We start from the raw sequence: 15399 nt of genomic DNA, 5'->3' as shown, positions 1-15399 counted from the left end.
GGTGATGCTTCCCGCGACGCCAGGACGACGACCGTCCGCACCACCCATCCGCAGGCCGGCGAACGCAGGACCCGAAGGCAGAGCGCGGTGAAAAGACGGGAGAACATGCGCTGAGCATCCTGGGCTTCTGTCGGGCGGCAAGCCTGGATCGCTATTGAAGCTCTCACCGGCGCCTTATGGGAGCGTGCACCATTCGCCAATAGATGCTGATAGCAATTCCGATCGCATTTGATGCAACTTGATCTGCACCTTCTAGATGCAAAAACCTGTCTTTGTATGGGTTGGGACACCTCAAAGGTCGGTTTTTTGTAGACCGCCTCAACTGAGGACAGAGGCGAAGTTGGCCCGGGTTAGGACTGGCCGCCGGATTGCCGACGCTCTGGCGATCGTATCCGTCATCGCATGACGACCGAACAACCGGATTGCACATAGTTCGAAGAGACCGAACGGAATACTCGTCCCGACTCAAAGCGCGACTGCTTCGCAGTTCATAGGATCGCGTCCCAAAAGATGGTTCTCAATTTAAAGCAGATGCGACAAACGAAACGGCGGGCCCCGTAGGGATGCCCGCCGCGTTGCGATCCAAAATGCGTGCCTCACACACCCATGGCGGTCTTCAGGTTCTGATCGACCTTGTCGAGGAACCCGGTCGTCGAGAGCCACTTCTGCTCGGGCCCGACGAGCAGCGCCAGATCCTTGGTCATGAAGCCGGCCTCGACCGTGTCGACGCAGACCTTCTCGAGCGTCGCCGAGAACTTCGCCAGATCGTCGTTGCCGTCGAGTTTGGCGCGGTGCGATAGGCCACGGGTCCAGGCGAAGATCGACGCAATCGAGTTGGTTGAGGTCTCGCGGCCCTTCTGGTGCTCGCGGTAGTGGCGGGTGACGGTGCCGTGGGCGGCCTCGGCTTCCACGGTCTGGCCGTCGGGCGTCATCAGCACCGAGGTCATCAAGCCAAGCGAACCGAAGCCCTGCGCGGCCGTGTCGGACTGCACGTCGCCGTCGTAATTCTTGCAGGCCCAGACGTAGCCGCCCGACCACTTCAAGCAGGAGGCGACCATGTCGTCGATCAGGCGGTGCTCGTAGGTGATGCCGAGGGGCTTGAACTTCGCCTCGAATTCCTCCTCGTAGACCTTCTGGAACAGATCCTTGAACCGGCCGTCATAGGCCTTGAGGATGGTGTTCTTGGTCGAGAGATAGACCGGGTACTTGCGCGCCAATCCGTAATTGAGCGAGGCCCGGGCGAAGTCGATGATCGACTGGTCGAGGTTATACATCGACATGGCGACGCCGGCGTCGGGGAACTTGAAGACCTCCTTCTCGATCACCGTGCCATCATCGCCCTCGAACTTGATCGTCAGGCGGCCCTTGCCGGGCACCTTGAAGTCCGTGGCGCGGTACTGGTCGCCGTAGGCATGGCGGCCGATCACGAAAGGCTGGGTCCAGCCGGGGACGAGGCGCGGCACGTTCTTGCAGATGATCGGCTCGCGGAAAATCACGCCGCCCAGGATGTTGCGGATCGTGCCGTTGGGCGAGCGCCACATCTCCTTCAGGTTGAATTCCTGCACCCGCTGCTCGTCGGGGGTGATGGTGGCGCACTTCACGCCGACGCCGTGGCGCTTGATCGCCTCGGCGGCATCGACGGTCACCTTGTCGCCCGTGGCGTCGCGGTGCTCGACGCCGAGATCGTAATATTCGAGATCGACGTCGAGATAGGGATGGATCAGCTTGTTCTTGATCTCGGCCCAGATGATCCGGGTCATCTCGTCGCCGTCGAGCTCGACAACGGGGTTCGCTACCTTGATCTTCGCCATGGACAGATGCCTTCCGCGTTGTGCCCGCCCACGGCATGCAAAGGCCGTGCGGTCGTGCGCCCGGGCGGCCCGGGCTGGAATTCGCTCCGCGACATAGCGCGGCCCTTCCGGCGACGGAAGGCGCGCGCTGTCATCCGGGCCGCTTCGTCACCCGGGCCTCGACGGGCGAGGGCCGGCTATGTCAGATCGCCCGCATGACGAGCCGAGACGCACAGGGCGACGCCCCAGGAAAGGTCACCGAACTTCCGCCGGGGCTCGCCCCTGCGGTGATCCTGGTCGAGCCGCAACTCGCCGAGAATATCGGCATGACCGCCCGCGCCATGGCAAATTTCGGCCTGTCGGAGCTGCGCCTGGTCAATCCGAAGAACGGCTGGCCCAAGAAGGGCGTGCGCGAGGCGGCCTCGGGCGCGACGCATGTCCTCGACCGCGCGACGCTCTTCGGCAGCGTCGCCGAGGCGATTGCCGATTGCCACTACGTGCTGGCCACCACGGCGCGCGAGCGCGGGCAGATGAAGCGCGTCTTCGCGCCCGAAGAGGCGATGGGCGAGATCGTCGGCCGGGTCGGGCAGCGCACTGCGGTGATGTTCGGCCGCGAGCGGGCCGGGCTCACCAACGACGAGGTGTCGCTCGCCGACGCCATCGTGACGTTCCCGGTCTCGCCGGATTTCCCCTCGCTCAACCTCGCGCAGGCGGTACTGCTCGTCGGCTATGCGTGGCGTCAGGCGAGCGGCCGGGCGCGGCTGCCGTTTTCGGGCGAACTGCTCACCCCGCCGGCGACCCGCGAGGCCTTGCTCGCGCTGTTCGGCAGCCTGGAGGCCGCCCTCGACATGGCCGGCTTCTATCCGCCGGAAAAGCGCGACATCATCGCCCGCAACATGCGCGACATGCTCCACCGCATGGCGCTCACCGAGCAGGACGTGCGCACCTTTCGCGGCGCCCTGCGGGCGCTGACCCGCAAGGGCGCCTGACTACTCGGTGGCCAGCTTCATCTCCGGCGGTTTGCCCCCGCCGAAGCAGCGCCCGACCGCCTCCCAGAAGGCCGCCTGCTCCTCCTGCGTACAGGCGGCCAGGCGCGCCTCGACCTTGGCGCGGCCGGCCACCGCATCGGGTGTCGTGGCGACGTCCGTCTCGCTCGGGTTTCTCGCCTCGGTCATAGGCAATCCTCCGTTTCGGAACGAAAGCTCAGCTGGGCGGTGCGGTTCCGTTACGCGGCGCAATCGGGCATGGAGGGCGGTACGGGATGGGGTGGGGTATCGGGTGCGGCTCAGCGTGGACAATCTGGCCTGCCGCCGCTCCGGCCGCCGCATCTTTGCCAACCTGTCCTTCGCCCTCGGGCCCGGCGATGCGCTCGCGGTGACCGGGCGGAACGGGGCCGGGAAGTCGAGCCTGCTGGCCATCCTGACCGGCCGGCTGCGGCCGGACGCCGGGCAGATCGCGATCGCCGATGTCGGCGAGGCGAGCCTGCCGGAATGCCTGCACGCGGTCGGCCATCGCGATGGGCTGAAGAGTTCGCTGACCGCGGGGGAGAACCTGCTGTTCGCCCAACGTCTTCTCGGGGCACCGCGCCTCTCGGCCGGCGATGCCCTGGAGCGTCTCGGCCTCGGCCATGCGCATGATTTGCCGGTCGCCTATCTGTCGGCGGGCCAGAGGCGGAGGGTGGCGCTCGCGCGGCTTCTCGTCTGCGCCCGCCCGCTCTGGCTGCTCGATGAACCGACGGCGGCCCTCGATACGGCCTCGCAGGCGGTGCTCGCCGCGCTGATGGCGGCACACCGCGCCGAAGGCGGCCTCGTGATCGCGGCGACACACCAAGCGCTCGGGCTCGCGGGCGCCGCCGAACTGCGCATCGAGACCGCCGCTGCGGCCCCTATGGCCGACGTGATGGAGGAATGGGCGTGATCCGCGCGGTCCTCGCCCTCATCGCCCGCGACCTGCGCCTGTCCGGCCGCGTCGGCGGGTCCGGTGAGCTGTCGCTGGTCTTCTTCCTGATGATCGTCGCCCTGGTGCCGTTCGCCCTCGGGCCCGATCTCAACCTGCTGTCGCGGATCGGCCCGGCGATCCTGTGGCTCGCCGCCGTGCTGGCGACGCTGATCGGCCTCGACCGCCTGTTCCAGGCCGACGAGGAGGACGGTTCCCTCGATCTGATGACCGCCGCGCCGGTGCCGCTCGAACTGGTGGTGCTCGGCAAGGTGACGGCACACTGGCTGACCACCGGCCTGCCGCTCGCGCTGGCCGCGCCGCTCTTCGGCTTGCTCGTCGCCCTCGATGGCACCGCCATGAGTGCTACGGCCCTGACGCTTCTCGCCGGGACGCCGGCGCTCAGCTTCATCGGCGCGGTGGGCGCGGCGCTGACGGCCTCGATCCGGCGGGGCGGGCTGATCCTGGCCGTGCTGGTGCTGCCGCTGATGATCCCGACGCTGATCTTCGGCGTCTCGGCCGCCCAGGCGGCGAGCGGGGGGACGGTGCCGTTCCTCGTGCCGCTGGCCGTGTTGGCCGCGCTGACACTGATCGCCGCCGTGGTCGGAACGCTGGCCGCGGCGGCGGCTTTGCGGTGGCCGGAGTGAGGCTTAATGCTTGAGCGCTATGCGCTGCCGATGGTGTGCCGAAGACCGCGATGGCGCATGGCCGGGTCTAATCCATCGGGTTCTCGGCCAGTAATTTCAACAGATAGCCGTAATCGCCATCGATGTCTTCCGTCCCTCGGAAGGTCGATACCTCGACATGGTTGTCGTCAAAGCACTCGATTTCGAGGCGCAATCCATAAAGCGTTGCGTCGACCCTGACCGTATCTGGCCGATCCCGCGCGAGCCGGAAGGAAATTTTAGCTTCCTCCAGCATCTTCAGGACATCAAGAATCGTGACGTTTTCCATATCTCAAGCTTATCGCTAAAAATTTTGATTAAATATAGCCTAATCGATGTCTCGTTCTTGTGTTTCAGAATCACAAAAACCGTCTGGGCAACTTGATCTAGGGCGGTATAGTCGCCGATTCAACCGACTATACCTCAAGCGGTGCGTTCCAGCGGAAACGGCGTTGAACGCCAATAAGGCTCAAGTTTCGTGCCGCTGATGTTGGTGGCCTCCCAGTCGTGCAGCAACCGCGCCAGCGCCGCGCGGTCGCCAGCCATCAGCGGTTCGGTTAACAGACACCACTGGTCGTAGACGTAATCGCCCGAAGCATCTGAAACGGCCGTGCGCGGCACATACTTGTGCATGACGGATTGCCATTCGGCCTGCGCGGCCGGAATTTCGCCGAGGGCGACATGCATCAGGGTCTTCCAGGGCGGATACTCGGCGAAGGAATTGTTTTGATGTGAGCGAAGATGGGTTATCGTTTTCTCCAACGTGTCGAGGGAGGAGAACACAGGCAGGATCCTGGCTTCGACTTGATTGATGAAGTCGCCCGGCATGGTGGGATCATCCCATTCGAATAGCCCGGTTTGCCCCTTGGGCTTGTATTGAAGTGATCGACCTATCAGCGCATACGCTCCGCTCCGACTGATGAATGCATAGTGTCCCGGTTCGAACCGAGTATCTATCCACCATTCGACTGTGAAATACCCTCTTTTTGGTCTGTTGTGAATGCGAATATAACGGCACCAATGATTGACGGGGAGATAAACCATAATATTGCCGGTGACCATGATAAGGTTGTCGTGGTTTTGGAGCAGAGGTTTGGCCAGCCTCTTGATTTGTGGAGCTGAGCTCATGTTTGTGGCTTCACTTGGATGATGATGATTCGCTTAAGGTAAGGGTAATTTCTTGTGGCGTTAGCGGCGAGTTGCATTGCCCGCGCCATCGAGATTTCCGCAATCCCGGTTTTATGATCATAGACACAAACAGTCTGCGTCGCCCTCACATTTTCCAAAAGATCCAGCCGGACGTTGCCTGGCTTGTAGGGGTTTGCCTTTCCTTCCATCGGATCGAGCAGAATTTCTGCCTTAAAATCAGGATCTTCCTGAGAATTCACGCGTCTCGCGACTCCAATATGTACCCTGTTGCCAAAATCCGTCGCGTCTCGATAATTCCCTGACGCGCGGACTGACTTCGTAACATCGTTGACGATGGCTAAGACTTCTCCATAGCGCGGGCATGCGCCGCTGAGAGCCTGCTGATTGAGTTTTCCGACCCAGGGTGTCAGGGCCGGTTGTGCGCCAGTGGCGGGATCGAATTCGTGTGTGGTCAGGCCTAAAACCGTTCCAAACCCGTCGTCCTGAGCGGACAGGACCGCCAGCAGCGACAGCGCGAGTTCAAGCGTCCGCACGGCCTCAACAGCGGCGAGCGCACCTTCGATCGCCAGCGGAACAGCCGGCAGGAAGGCTGGCTGTACGAGGGGTCCGAAACGAGGTCTGTCGCGGTGAAGGTACTGCGCGACAGCACATCACCCGTCTGACCGTCCAGGATCGTCTGCGTTGCCTCAGATGTCTCGAAGATCCGGCTCTCGCCATCCGGCGCCGTGACGGTGTGCTGTTCGTCGAAGGGGTGTCGCCCTGCATGGATCCGGACCGACAGGACGCGCGTCCCATCCTGCAGCGTCGTGCTCTCCGTGAGCGGGGGCGGGTCCTGGGGGGACGTCCCCTCGGGCCGATGGGGCCTTGCACCCATTCGCCGCCGTTCGGTTGTCCCGATGGTGCGCGCGGCTGCGTCTCCCAACCTCGGAATTGGAGCTCCCGCTGGAGGCGGATCAGCTTGGTCTCCAGTGCGAGGCCGGCAAGAATGTTGCGCAGAACGATCGACTCGCTGTGCGCTTGAGACTCTTCACGCATGATCGTCGTGCCCCGCCACACCGCCCTGCCGCGGCGGCATGAGAACAAAACAGAAACATAGGAAAAATGTCAAGATTTAGGGCGTGTCGCCATCGAGCAGTGTCCAACTGTTCCGCGTTGACGCCGGGCGACCCTCTCACTATAGAGACCGCTTCGCCGAGGGGCCGCGCTTTCGCGCGCGCTGCGTCTCGGCTATCGCCAGACAACCTGACGCGACGACCGATTTCCGGCAGGGCCGGCCCGTCGGCATCGCCCGACGAAGAGAACGAGGACTTAGATGGCCAATACCGCTTCGGCCAAGAAGATGACCCGCAAGATCGCCAAGCGCACGGCGATCAACCGCTCGCGCCGCTCGCGCATGCGCACCTTCGTCCGCAAGGTCGAGGAGGCGATCGCCACCGGCAACCAGCAGGACGCGCTCACCGCCCTCCGCGAGGCCGAGCCGGAGATGATGCGCGCTGCCCAGCACGGCATTGTCCATAAGAACAACGCCTCGCGGAAGGTCTCGCGCCTGGCCGCCCGGGTGAAGGCGCTGGCCGCCTGAACCACCCGCATCTTCAGACGGTTTGAAGCCCGGCTCCACGAGCCGGGCTTTTTTCATGCCTGCATCACGGCCGGCGGTCTGAAACCGATGTCGGCTGCTTGGAAAGCATTAACCCTGTTCAAGACTCGGTGACATTGCAGAGTCTCGGCGCCACGTGTAGCTTAACAAAGACTGACACCGATCAAGCAAAACGTCGCCGATTCGGGATTTCGGCGAATCAGTCCAATTTGCCAAGACTCTAGCCGGCTCGTTCCGCGTCGGGCGGAAGACTTCGAAGTGGGAATCGGCGCCATCCCCACAAGTCCCACTGTTAAAGGAACCGTAGGTAATTGTTGATAGGCTCCCTCAATCGGCAAAAGTTCCTCGCAATGGGCTTGACTCCGTTCGAGGGACTCTGTCCCGCCCGTCCTAGCGGGACTCGAAGAGCGTAAATCGTGCGTAGGCGCGGCCTGCGGGAGACCGGGGGCGGCGTCGGGAGAGCCAATGATGCGTGTCGACGGAACAGTGGCGAGCGACGACGAGGGTGGCCGCAACAGCGGCGGTACGATGGATTACGGATCCGCCTGGGCGCGCGTGAAGCGCCGGCTGCGCGCCGAGCTCGGCGAGGATGTCTTCGCGAGCTGGTTCGCTCGTCTCGAGCTGGAGGCGGTCGCCGGCGGTACGGCCCGCCTCACGGTGCCGACCCGCTTTCTCAAGAGCTGGATCGAGTCGCACTACCTCGACCGCGTGCTCGGCACCTTCAAGGCCGAGGTCGAGGAGATCGCGCGGATCGAGGTTGGCGTGCGCGGCACCGGCGCGCCGGTCCGGACGGTCACCACGGGGGCGCCCAAGGCGAATCCCGCCAGCGGCCCGCTCGCCCGGCTGCATGCGGCCGGCGCTTCGGTTCCGGTCGCCGCAGTGGCGCCCGAGCCCCGCCCCGCCACGGAGGGCGGTGGTGACCTGAGCGGCACGCCGCTCGACGCGCGGCTGACCTTCGCGAGCTTCGTGATCGGCCGCTCCAACGCTCTGGCGCATGCCGCTGCCGAGCGGGTTGCCAACCATCAGGGGGAGGGGGCGCTCTACAACCCGCTTTACCTCCATGCCGGCGTGGGCCTCGGCAAGACGCACCTGCTGCACGGGATCGGCCATGCCGCCCGGGAGGCTGGGCGCCGGGTGATCTACCTGACCGCCGACCGGTTCATGTACGGCTTCGTCAACGCCCTGAAGACGCAGTCGGCGCTCGTCTACAAGGAGCGGCTGCGCGGCATCGACCTGCTGATCCTCGACGATGTCCAGTTCATCCAGGGCAAGTCGATCCAGGCCGAGTTCGGCCACACGATCAACGCTCTGATCGATGCCGGCCGGCAGGTCGTGGTGGCTTCCGACCGGCCGCCGACCGAGCTTGAGGCGCTCGACGAGCGGGTCCGCTCGCGCCTCGGCGGCGGTCTCGTGGTCGAGATCACCGCCCTCGACGAAGCCCTGCGGGTCTCGATCCTGTCGGCCCGGCTCGCCGCCGTGCGGGCCTCGCATCCGGGCTTCGATGTCTCGCCGCAGGTGGCGTCCTACGTGGCCCGGGCGATCACCGCCAACGGCCGCGACCTTGAGGGCGCGGTGAACCGCCTGCTGGCGCACGCCACGCTGACCGGCACAGCGGTGACGATGGAGACCGCCGAGAGCGCGATCCGCGATCTCGTGAAGAACCGCGAGCCGAAGCGGATCAAGATCGAGGATATCCAGAAGCTGGTGGCCTCGCGCTACAACGTCTCGCGCTCGGACATCCTGTCGGAGCGCCGTACCGCCGCCGTGGTCAAGCCGCGCCAGATCGCCATGTACCTCTCGAAGGTGCTGACCCTGCGCTCGCTGCCAGAGATCGGCCGGCGCTTCGGCGGACGCGATCACACCACGGTGCTGCACGCCGTCCGCAAGATCGAGAAGCTGATCGGCGAAGACACGGTGCTCGGCGATGAAGTCGAGCTCCTGAAGCGGATGCTTCAGGACTAGCTGCTCTTCGCTCCCCGGCCGGGTCTGTACTGGCCGGGGAGCGCAACAGACGAATCCATAGGCTCAAAGTGCGCGGCCCGCTATCGTCAAATCGGCGCGGTGCCTCGAAAAGAACCAAAACATTCCCTGCCCTGTCACGCGTCCTCCGCCGGCTCCCAACGATTGGGGCTGGCCGAGGGCGCGCCCGCCGTGGCACACTGGTGCGAACCGAGACGGCCCTGTAAGGCCGCGTCGCCGCGAGGCGAGGACCGACACCCCGGGGAGTGCTGATGACGGACGCCTTCATCTACGACCATGTGCGCACGCCCCGCGGGCGCGGCAAGGCGGATGGCTCCCTGCACGAAGTCACCGCGTTGCGCCTCGCCGAGACGGCCCTGCGTGCCCTCAAGGATCGCACCGGGCTCGATACCCACCTCGTGGACGATGTGATTCTGGGCTGCGTCGATCCGGTGGGCGAGGCGGGCGGCGACATCGCCCGGGCGGCGGCCCTCGTGGCCGATTACGGCGCCCATGTGCCCGGTGTACAGATCAACCGGTTCTGCGCCTCCGGCCTCGACGCGGTGAACTTCGCGGCCGCGCAGGTCATGAGCGGCCAGCACGCGATGGCGGTGGGCGGCGGTGTCGAATCGATGAGCCGCATCGGCATCGGCGCGTCGGGCGGTGCCTGGCCGGTGGATCCGGCGATCGCCATCAAATCCTACTTCATGCCCCAGGGTGTCTCGGCCGACCTGATCGCCACCAAGTACGGCTTCACCCGGGACGATTGCGACGCCTACGCGGTCCGCTCCCAGGAGCGGGCGGCGAAGTCCTGGGGGGAGGGGCTGTTCGACGGCTCCGTGGTCCCGGTGCGCGACGTGAACGGCATCACCCTGCTGGACCGCGACGAGCACATGCGCCCCGGCACCGACATGCAGTCGCTCGCCGCACTGAAGGCCTCCTTCGTGCAGATGGGCCAGATGGGCGGGTTCGACGCCGTGGCGACCGACGCGCATCCCGATGTCGAGGTGGTCGACCACGTCCACCATGCCGGCAATTCCTCCGGCATCGTGGACGGCGCGGCGGCCGTGCTGGTGGGCTCCAAGGCGGCCGGCGAGGCGGCGGGCCTGCGTCCGCGCGCCCGCATCCGGGCGTTTGCCAATATCGGCTCCGACCCCGCCCTGATGCTCACCGGCCCGGTCGACGTCACCCGGAAGGTCCTCTCCAGGGCCGGGATGAGCGTGTCGGACATCGACCTGTTCGAGGTGAACGAGGCCTTCGCGGCGGTGGTCCTGCGCTTCTGCCAGGCCTTCGACCTCGATCCGGAGGCCGTGAACGTCAACGGCGGCGCGATCGCGCTCGGTCATCCGCTCGGCGCGACCGGCGCGATGATCCTCGGCACGGCCCTCGACGAGCTGGAGCGCACCGGCAAGGAGCGGGCGCTGATCACGCTGTGCATCGGCGCCGGCATGGGCACGGCGACGATCATCGAGCGGGTTTGACGGGTCCATGTCCGGACGCGGTGTTGCGCCGCTCCCCAAAGATCGGGAACGCTGCTAGAGGCGCGGGCGACGTTCAGCCCGCATCCGGGCCGGACGATAAGACCATGGGAGACAAGCCCTTGAACCGCCTGATCGCGACGCTGTGCCTTGGCGTCACTCTTAGCCTGCCGCTCGCCGCCCACGCCGATGAGGCGGCGGACCGCGTCGCCACGGCCACGACCCTGGTGAACAAAACCCTGATCAAGAACCTGCAGACCGGCTTCAACGTCGCGCTGGAAAAGACCGTCGCGCCGATGCCGGAGGCTCGGGCGGAATCCGTGCGCAAGGAACTCAACGACGAGTTCGAGAAGCAGCGCAAGATCATGGTTGAGGGACTGTCGAAGGAATACGCGGAGAAGTTCAGCCTCGCCGAACTGAAGCATCTCGACGAGATCTATTCCGATCCGACCTACCTCAAGTTCCAGACCATGAACGCCGATCCGAATTCCGCTGCGACGGCGATCTCGCAGAATTCGGTCACCAAGCTGTTGAACATGCTGGCGGTGGCCTCGGCCACAGACAACGCACCGAAGGCCGGCGCGCCGCCAATGCCGCCGATGCCGCCCGCTGCGGCGCCCGTCCCGGCTCCGAAGTAAGCGATGCCTGCCGCGCGCCCCCGGCTGGCCCTAGGCCGCGCGCGCGGCAGTCATGGGCGCGAAGCCGGTGACCGGGGGCAAGGCCTCCAGCATCGGCTTGGCGAAGTGGTAGCCCTGCATCAGGTCGATCCCGAGGGCGCGCAGGGCCTCGCGTTCCGCCGCGGTCTCGATGCCTTCTGCGAGAACCGTCACGTCGAGCGCCCGGGCGATCGCGACGACGCCGGACACGATGGCGTGGCGCCCGGCATCGGTGTCGATGCCGCGGACCAGATCCATGTCGATCTTGATCAGGTCGGGCCGAAAATTCGCCAGCAGGCTCAACCCCGCGAAACCGGCGCCGAAATCGTCGAGCGCGGTCAGGAAGCCCTGCTTGCGATAGGCGGCAACGATGCGCTGCAGATGGGCGATATCGCGGAACCGCTCCTGCTCGGTGAACTCGAACATGAGGCGCTGATGCGCGAAGTCGACGCGCCGCGCCGCCTCCAGGGATGCGCGGATGCACGCGACCGGCTCGTAGACGGCGTTCGGCATGAAGTTGATCGAGAGCCGCGTGTCGCTCTCCCGCGGGAAGAGCCGGCCGGCGAGTTCGATCGCCCGGACTCGGGCGGCTTGGTCGAACTGGTAGCGGTTCTCGTCGGTGACGCGGCTGAGGATTGTCGGCGCCGGCTCCCCGTTCGGGCCCCGCACCAGGGCCTCGTAGGCCCAGACCGATCCTCTGCCGATGTCGACGATCGGCTGGAAGGCCATCGTGAAATCGAAATCGAGGGTGGTGCCGGCGCGGCAGGCGCGGCACCCGGTTTCCTTCGTCATGACTGGCTTCCGTCGGTGCCCCCCGACCGGCGGACCGTGCCCGTTCGTACTCTATACAACCTTAACGTAATTGCCTCGGTATCTTTCCGACATTGTCCTGGGAGGACGGCACCATGACGCTGACCGATTTCCGGTTCGAGACCGATGCCGACGGCATCGCCCTGGCGACCTGGGACATGCCTGGCCGGTCGATGAACGTCATCACCGAGGGCGTGATGGATCAGCTTGAGCAGATCATCGAGCAGGTCGTCTCCGATGCCGCCATCAAAGGCTGCGTCATTGCCACCGGCAAGGACAACTTCTCCGGCGGCGCCGACCTGACCATGCTCCAGGGCCTGGGCCTCGCCTATGAGAAGCTCAAAGCCGAGCAGGGCGAGGAGGTGGCGATGCGCCATTTCTTCGAGGCGTCCCGGCGCCTGTCGCTGCTGTTCCGGAGGCTGGAGACCTGCGGCAAGCCCTTCGCGGCCGCGATCCACGGTCTGTGCCTCGGCGGCGCCTTCGAGTTGGCCCTGTCATGCCACCACCGGGTCGCATCGGACGACGCGAAGACGCGGGTCGGCCTGCCGGAGATCAAGGTCGGTCTGTTCCCGGGCGGCGGCGGCACGCAGCGCGTGGCGCGTCTGATGCAGACGGGCGATGCCCTCCAGATGCTGTTCAAGGGTGAGCAGATCCGCGCGCCGATGGCCAAGGGCATGGGGCTGGTCCACGCGGTGGCGCCGCAGGCCGAGATCGTGGAACGCGCGAAGGCCTGGATCCGCGAGGGTGGATCGGCGGTGGCGCCCTGGGACGTGCCGAAGTTCAAGGCGCCGTCCGGCAAGGTCTACTCGCCCGCCGGCATGATGATCTGGCCGCCGGCCAACGCGATCTACCGGCGCGAGACCCACGACAACTACCCCGCCGCCAAGGCGATCCTGGCCTCGGTGTACGAGGGTCTGCAACTGCCGATGGATCTCGCCCTGCGGGTGGAGAGCCGGTACTTCGCGCATATCCTGCGCAGCAAGGAAGCGGCGGCGATGATCCGCACGCTGTTCATCTCCATGGGCGAGCTGAACAAGGGCGCGCGCCGTCCGAAGGACGTGCCGGCCAGCACCCTGAGCAAGGTCGGCGTGATCGGCGCCGGCTTCATGGGCGCGGGCGTCGCCTATGTCACCGCCCAGGCTGGAATCGACGTGGTTCTGGTCGACCAGTCGGTCGAAGCCGCCGAGAAGGGCAAGGCCTACGCCCACACGCTGATCACCGGCCAGATCAACAAGGGCCGCGCCAAGACCGCCGATCGCGATGCGCTGCTCGGCCGCATCCAGGCCACCTCCAATTATGCCGAACTGGCGGATTGCGACCTCGTGATCGAGGCGGTGTTCGAGGATCCGAAGGTGAAGGCCGAGGTGATCCGGAAGGTCGAGGCGGTGATCCGCCCGGACGCCATCTTCGCCTCCAACACATCGACGCTGCCGATCACCGGGCTCGCCATGAGCGCACAGCGGCCCGACCAGTTCGTGGGCATCCACTTCTTCTCGCCGGTCGAGAAAATGATGCTGGTCGAGATCATCAAGGGCGAGGCGACCGGCGACCGGGCGCTTGCTACGGCCCTCGACTACGTGCGGCTGATCAAGAAGACCCCGATCGTCGTCAACGACGCCCGCGGCTTCTTCGCCAACCGCTGCGTCGGTGCCTACATCCTCGAAGGCCACAAGATGCTGGCCGAGGGTGTACCGCCGGCCATGATCGAGAGCGCCGGCCGCCAGGCGGGCATGCCGGTCGGACCCCTCTCGCTCAACGACGAGGTCGCCCTCGATCTCGTGCTCAAGATCGCCAAGGCCACCGAGGCGCAGGTCGGAGCCGGCGCCGTCGATCCGGCGCAGAAGGCGATTCTGTCGGAGCTGGTGGAGAAGCAGGGCCGCCTTGGCCGGAAAAACCGCAAGGGCTTCTACGATTATCCCGAGGGTGGGCCGAAGCGCCTCTGGCCCGGTCTGAAGAACCTGCAGCCGAACCGGCTTGATCCCGAAGCGGTCGATTTCAACGAGTTGAAGCAGCGGCTTCTCGTGGTCCAGGCCCTGGAGGCTGCCCGCACCGTCGGTGAGGGCGTCGTCACGGACCCGCGCGAGGCGGATGTCGGGTCGATCCTGGGCTTCGGCTTCGCACCGTTCACCGGGGGCGCGCTGTCCTACATCGACTTCATGGGTGCGGCGACCTTTGTCGATCTGGCCCGGTCGCTGGAGGCCGAGCATGGCCCACGCTTTGCCGTGCCCGACACCCTCGCCGCGATGGCCGAGCGCGGCGGCACCTTCTACGGGGAGGCCCAGAAGCGCGCAGCCTGAGGTCAGCTGGCCGGACGCCGAGGAACGGCGTCCGGCAGCACGGCGAGTTCCTCCAGCAGGACTGCCCGGGCGCAGGCGCCGAAGGCCCGCATCAAGCGTCCCCGCGCGTGATCGGGCGGGAACAGCAGCGCGAAATGCACCGGCAGCGCGGGGGCGAAGGGCCGGATCGCGATCGGTGAGACCTTCGCCTCCTCGTGGGCGGCCAGCGGATTCATCACGCTGACGCCCAGCCCAGCCGAGACGAGGGTGCAGATCGAGGCGCCGAGACCGGCCTCGGCGGTGATGGTCAGCGGAATGCCCGCCGCGTCGAAGACCGCTTCGGTCCGATCGCGCAGGGCGCTGCCGAGTGAGGTGGCGACGAAGGGCACGCCGCGAAAATCCTCCGGTCCGAGCGCGGCGCGGTCCGCAAGCGGGTGGTCCTGGGGTAGCACCGCCACGCAGGCCCGGGTCTCGACATGATCGAGTCTGCCCTCCGGAACGTCACCGTAGAGCATCGTGAGTGCGGCGTCGCAGAAGCCGGTGGCGATCCAGTGGTCCACGGTCTCGTCGTCGCCGGAATGGATCGCCACGATCACGTCCGGATGCGCAACCCGGAAGCGCACCACGGCCCGCGCCAGGAGGCCCCCGGCCAGCCGGGGCATCGCGGCGACGCGCAACTGTTCGGCACCGAAGGCGCGGATCCGCGTGGCCGCCGCTTCCAGGCTGGTGAGGCCCACGAAGGCCCGCTCCACCTCGGCGTGGAAGCGCGTGCCGTCCAGGGAGGGTATGACGCGGCTGCCGCTGCGGTCGAACAGCGGCAGGCCGGTGATCGCCTCGAGCTGCGCGATCAAGCGGCTCACCTGCGGTTGCGACGTGTGGAGCCGCCGGCTCGCCTCGGTCATGGACCCCGTGACCATCACCGCCCGGAACGCCTCGATGTGCCGGAAGGTCATGCGCCGTGCGGCCATATCAGATCCGTATGCTGGGGCTGGAAATCGACATTGGACGCCGGCGCGCCGCCGCCCCTAGGATCAGCCGGCAAAGTTTGAGACGCAGAGTCTGGCATAATCAGGGGGATTGGATC

15 protein-coding genes are annotated in these 15399 nt (G+C 66.0%); 8 read left to right on the top strand and 7 right to left on the bottom strand.

All coding sequences use genetic code 11. The features are described 5' to 3' along the window. Window positions 1–596: 596 nt before the first annotated feature. Window positions 597–1811: an NADP-dependent isocitrate dehydrogenase gene (locus OXS49_RS00785; RefSeq protein WP_244002783.1), complete on the bottom strand. Its 1215-nt coding sequence runs from the start codon at window positions 1809–1811 to the stop codon at window positions 597–599. 194 nt (window positions 1812–2005) lie between these two features. Between OXS49_RS00785 and OXS49_RS00780 the strand changes: the two genes are divergently transcribed. Beyond that, the gene (locus OXS49_RS00780) at window positions 2006–2779 is read left to right on the top strand and encodes an RNA methyltransferase (RefSeq protein ID WP_244002785.1); all 774 of its coding nucleotides are present in this window, start codon (window positions 2006–2008) and stop codon (window positions 2777–2779) included. Here the strand turns inward: OXS49_RS00780 and OXS49_RS00775 are convergent, their stop codons facing one another. Then, window positions 2780–2965: a hypothetical protein gene (locus tag OXS49_RS00775; RefSeq protein WP_244002787.1), complete on the bottom strand. Its 186-nt coding sequence runs from the start codon at window positions 2963–2965 to the stop codon at window positions 2780–2782. It abuts the gene before it with no gap. A 103-nt stretch (window positions 2966–3068) separates the two neighbouring features. Here OXS49_RS00775 and ccmA point away from each other — a divergent pair, with 103 nt between their 5' ends. After that, a complete protein-coding gene (gene ccmA, locus OXS49_RS00770; RefSeq protein WP_244002790.1) occupies window positions 3069–3707 on the top strand; it encodes a heme ABC exporter ATP-binding protein CcmA in 639 nt (212 codons plus the stop codon). After that, window positions 3704–4372, top strand: coding sequence for a heme exporter protein CcmB (ccmB, locus tag OXS49_RS00765; protein WP_267420885.1), 669 nt, complete (start codon window positions 3704–3706; stop codon window positions 4370–4372). Before ccmA ends, ccmB begins: the two co-directional genes overlap by 4 nt. Before the next feature lie 67 nt (window positions 4373–4439). Here ccmB and OXS49_RS00760 read toward each other — a convergent pair whose 3' ends face one another. The 3 genes from OXS49_RS00760 to OXS49_RS00750 form a co-directional block, all read right to left on the bottom strand. Beyond that, complete coding sequence (locus OXS49_RS00760; RefSeq protein WP_267420884.1) at window positions 4440–4679, bottom strand: hypothetical protein; 240 nt, start codon at window positions 4677–4679, stop codon at window positions 4440–4442. 134 nt (window positions 4680–4813) lie between these two features. After that, complete coding sequence (locus OXS49_RS00755) at window positions 4814–5518, bottom strand: hypothetical protein (RefSeq protein ID WP_267420883.1); 705 nt, start codon at window positions 5516–5518, stop codon at window positions 4814–4816. After that, window positions 5515–6072: a hypothetical protein gene (locus tag OXS49_RS00750; RefSeq protein WP_267420882.1), complete on the bottom strand. Its 558-nt coding sequence runs from the start codon at window positions 6070–6072 to the stop codon at window positions 5515–5517. Before OXS49_RS00750 ends, OXS49_RS00755 begins: the two co-directional genes overlap by 4 nt. Before the next feature lie 779 nt (window positions 6073–6851). Between OXS49_RS00750 and rpsT the strand changes: the two genes are divergently transcribed. The 4 genes from rpsT to OXS49_RS00730 all read left to right on the top strand — a co-directional run bounded on the left by rpsT (window position 6852) and on the right by OXS49_RS00730 (window position 11211). Beyond that, window positions 6852–7118 (top strand): 30S ribosomal protein S20, encoded by a 267-nt coding sequence (gene rpsT / locus OXS49_RS00745; RefSeq protein WP_243916652.1) that lies wholly within the window; start codon window positions 6852–6854, stop codon window positions 7116–7118. A gap of 486 nt (window positions 7119–7604) precedes the next feature. Further along, window positions 7605–9098: a chromosomal replication initiator protein DnaA gene (dnaA, locus tag OXS49_RS00740; protein ID WP_267420918.1), complete on the top strand. Its 1494-nt coding sequence runs from the start codon at window positions 7605–7607 to the stop codon at window positions 9096–9098. Window positions 9099–9367: 269 nt separating this feature from the next. After that, entirely contained in the window at window positions 9368–10576 is a 1209-nt protein-coding gene (locus OXS49_RS00735; RefSeq protein ID WP_244002800.1) for an acetyl-CoA C-acetyltransferase, read from the top strand. 119 nt (window positions 10577–10695) lie between these two features. Next, the gene (locus OXS49_RS00730; protein WP_243916650.1) at window positions 10696–11211 is read left to right on the top strand and encodes a hypothetical protein; all 516 of its coding nucleotides are present in this window, start codon (window positions 10696–10698) and stop codon (window positions 11209–11211) included. Between the two features lie 30 nt (window positions 11212–11241). Here OXS49_RS00730 and OXS49_RS00725 read toward each other — a convergent pair whose 3' ends face one another. After that, window positions 11242–12021 carry an EAL domain-containing protein gene (locus tag OXS49_RS00725; RefSeq protein ID WP_267420881.1) on the bottom strand — a complete coding sequence of 260 codons (780 nt, stop codon included), beginning with the start codon at window positions 12019–12021 and terminating at the stop codon, window positions 11242–11244. A 113-nt stretch (window positions 12022–12134) separates the two neighbouring features. Between OXS49_RS00725 and OXS49_RS00720 the strand changes: the two genes are divergently transcribed. Continuing rightward, window positions 12135–14336, top strand: coding sequence for a 3-hydroxyacyl-CoA dehydrogenase NAD-binding domain-containing protein (locus tag OXS49_RS00720; RefSeq protein ID WP_267420880.1), 2202 nt, complete (start codon window positions 12135–12137; stop codon window positions 14334–14336). 2 nt (window positions 14337–14338) lie between these two features. On the opposite strand, the gene OXS49_RS00715 is transcribed toward OXS49_RS00720, so the two are convergent. Next, window positions 14339–15283, bottom strand: a complete 945-nt coding sequence (locus OXS49_RS00715; RefSeq protein WP_267420878.1) for a LysR substrate-binding domain-containing protein — start codon at window positions 15281–15283, stop codon at window positions 14339–14341. Between the last annotated feature and the right edge of the window lie 116 nt (window positions 15284–15399).

This window comes from Methylobacterium sp. GC_Met_2, assembly GCF_026540795.1.
Taxonomy (GTDB): Bacteria; Pseudomonadota; Alphaproteobacteria; order Rhizobiales; family Beijerinckiaceae; genus Methylobacterium.
This window is presented reverse-complemented; position numbering and strand designations above follow the sequence as displayed.

Excerpts from the sequence above, each read along its gene's own strand:
- OXS49_RS00785 (WP_244002783.1), bottom strand. The coding sequence starts at position 1,811 with ATGGCGAAGATCAAGGTAGCGAACCCCGTTGTCGAGCTCGACGGCGAC.
- OXS49_RS00780 (WP_244002785.1), top strand. The coding sequence starts at position 2,006 with ATGACGAGCCGAGACGCACAGGGCGACGCCCCAGGAAAGGTCACCGAA.
- OXS49_RS00775 (WP_244002787.1), bottom strand. The coding sequence starts at position 2,965 with ATGACCGAGGCGAGAAACCCGAGCGAGACGGACGTCGCCACGACACCC.
- OXS49_RS00760 (WP_267420884.1), bottom strand. The coding sequence starts at position 4,679 with ATGGAAAACGTCACGATTCTTGATGTCCTGAAGATGCTGGAGGAAGCT.
- OXS49_RS00755 (WP_267420883.1), bottom strand. The coding sequence starts at position 5,518 with ATGAGCTCAGCTCCACAAATCAAGAGGCTGGCCAAACCTCTGCTCCAA.
- rpsT (WP_243916652.1), top strand. The coding sequence starts at position 6,852 with ATGGCCAATACCGCTTCGGCCAAGAAGATGACCCGCAAGATCGCCAAG.
- dnaA (WP_267420918.1), top strand. The coding sequence starts at position 7,605 with ATGCGTGTCGACGGAACAGTGGCGAGCGACGACGAGGGTGGCCGCAAC.
- OXS49_RS00735 (WP_244002800.1), top strand. The coding sequence starts at position 9,368 with ATGACGGACGCCTTCATCTACGACCATGTGCGCACGCCCCGCGGGCGC.
- OXS49_RS00725 (WP_267420881.1), bottom strand. The coding sequence starts at position 12,021 with ATGACGAAGGAAACCGGGTGCCGCGCCTGCCGCGCCGGCACCACCCTC.
- OXS49_RS00720 (WP_267420880.1), top strand. The coding sequence starts at position 12,135 with ATGACGCTGACCGATTTCCGGTTCGAGACCGATGCCGACGGCATCGCC.
- OXS49_RS00715 (WP_267420878.1), bottom strand. The coding sequence starts at position 15,283 with ATGGCCGCACGGCGCATGACCTTCCGGCACATCGAGGCGTTCCGGGCG.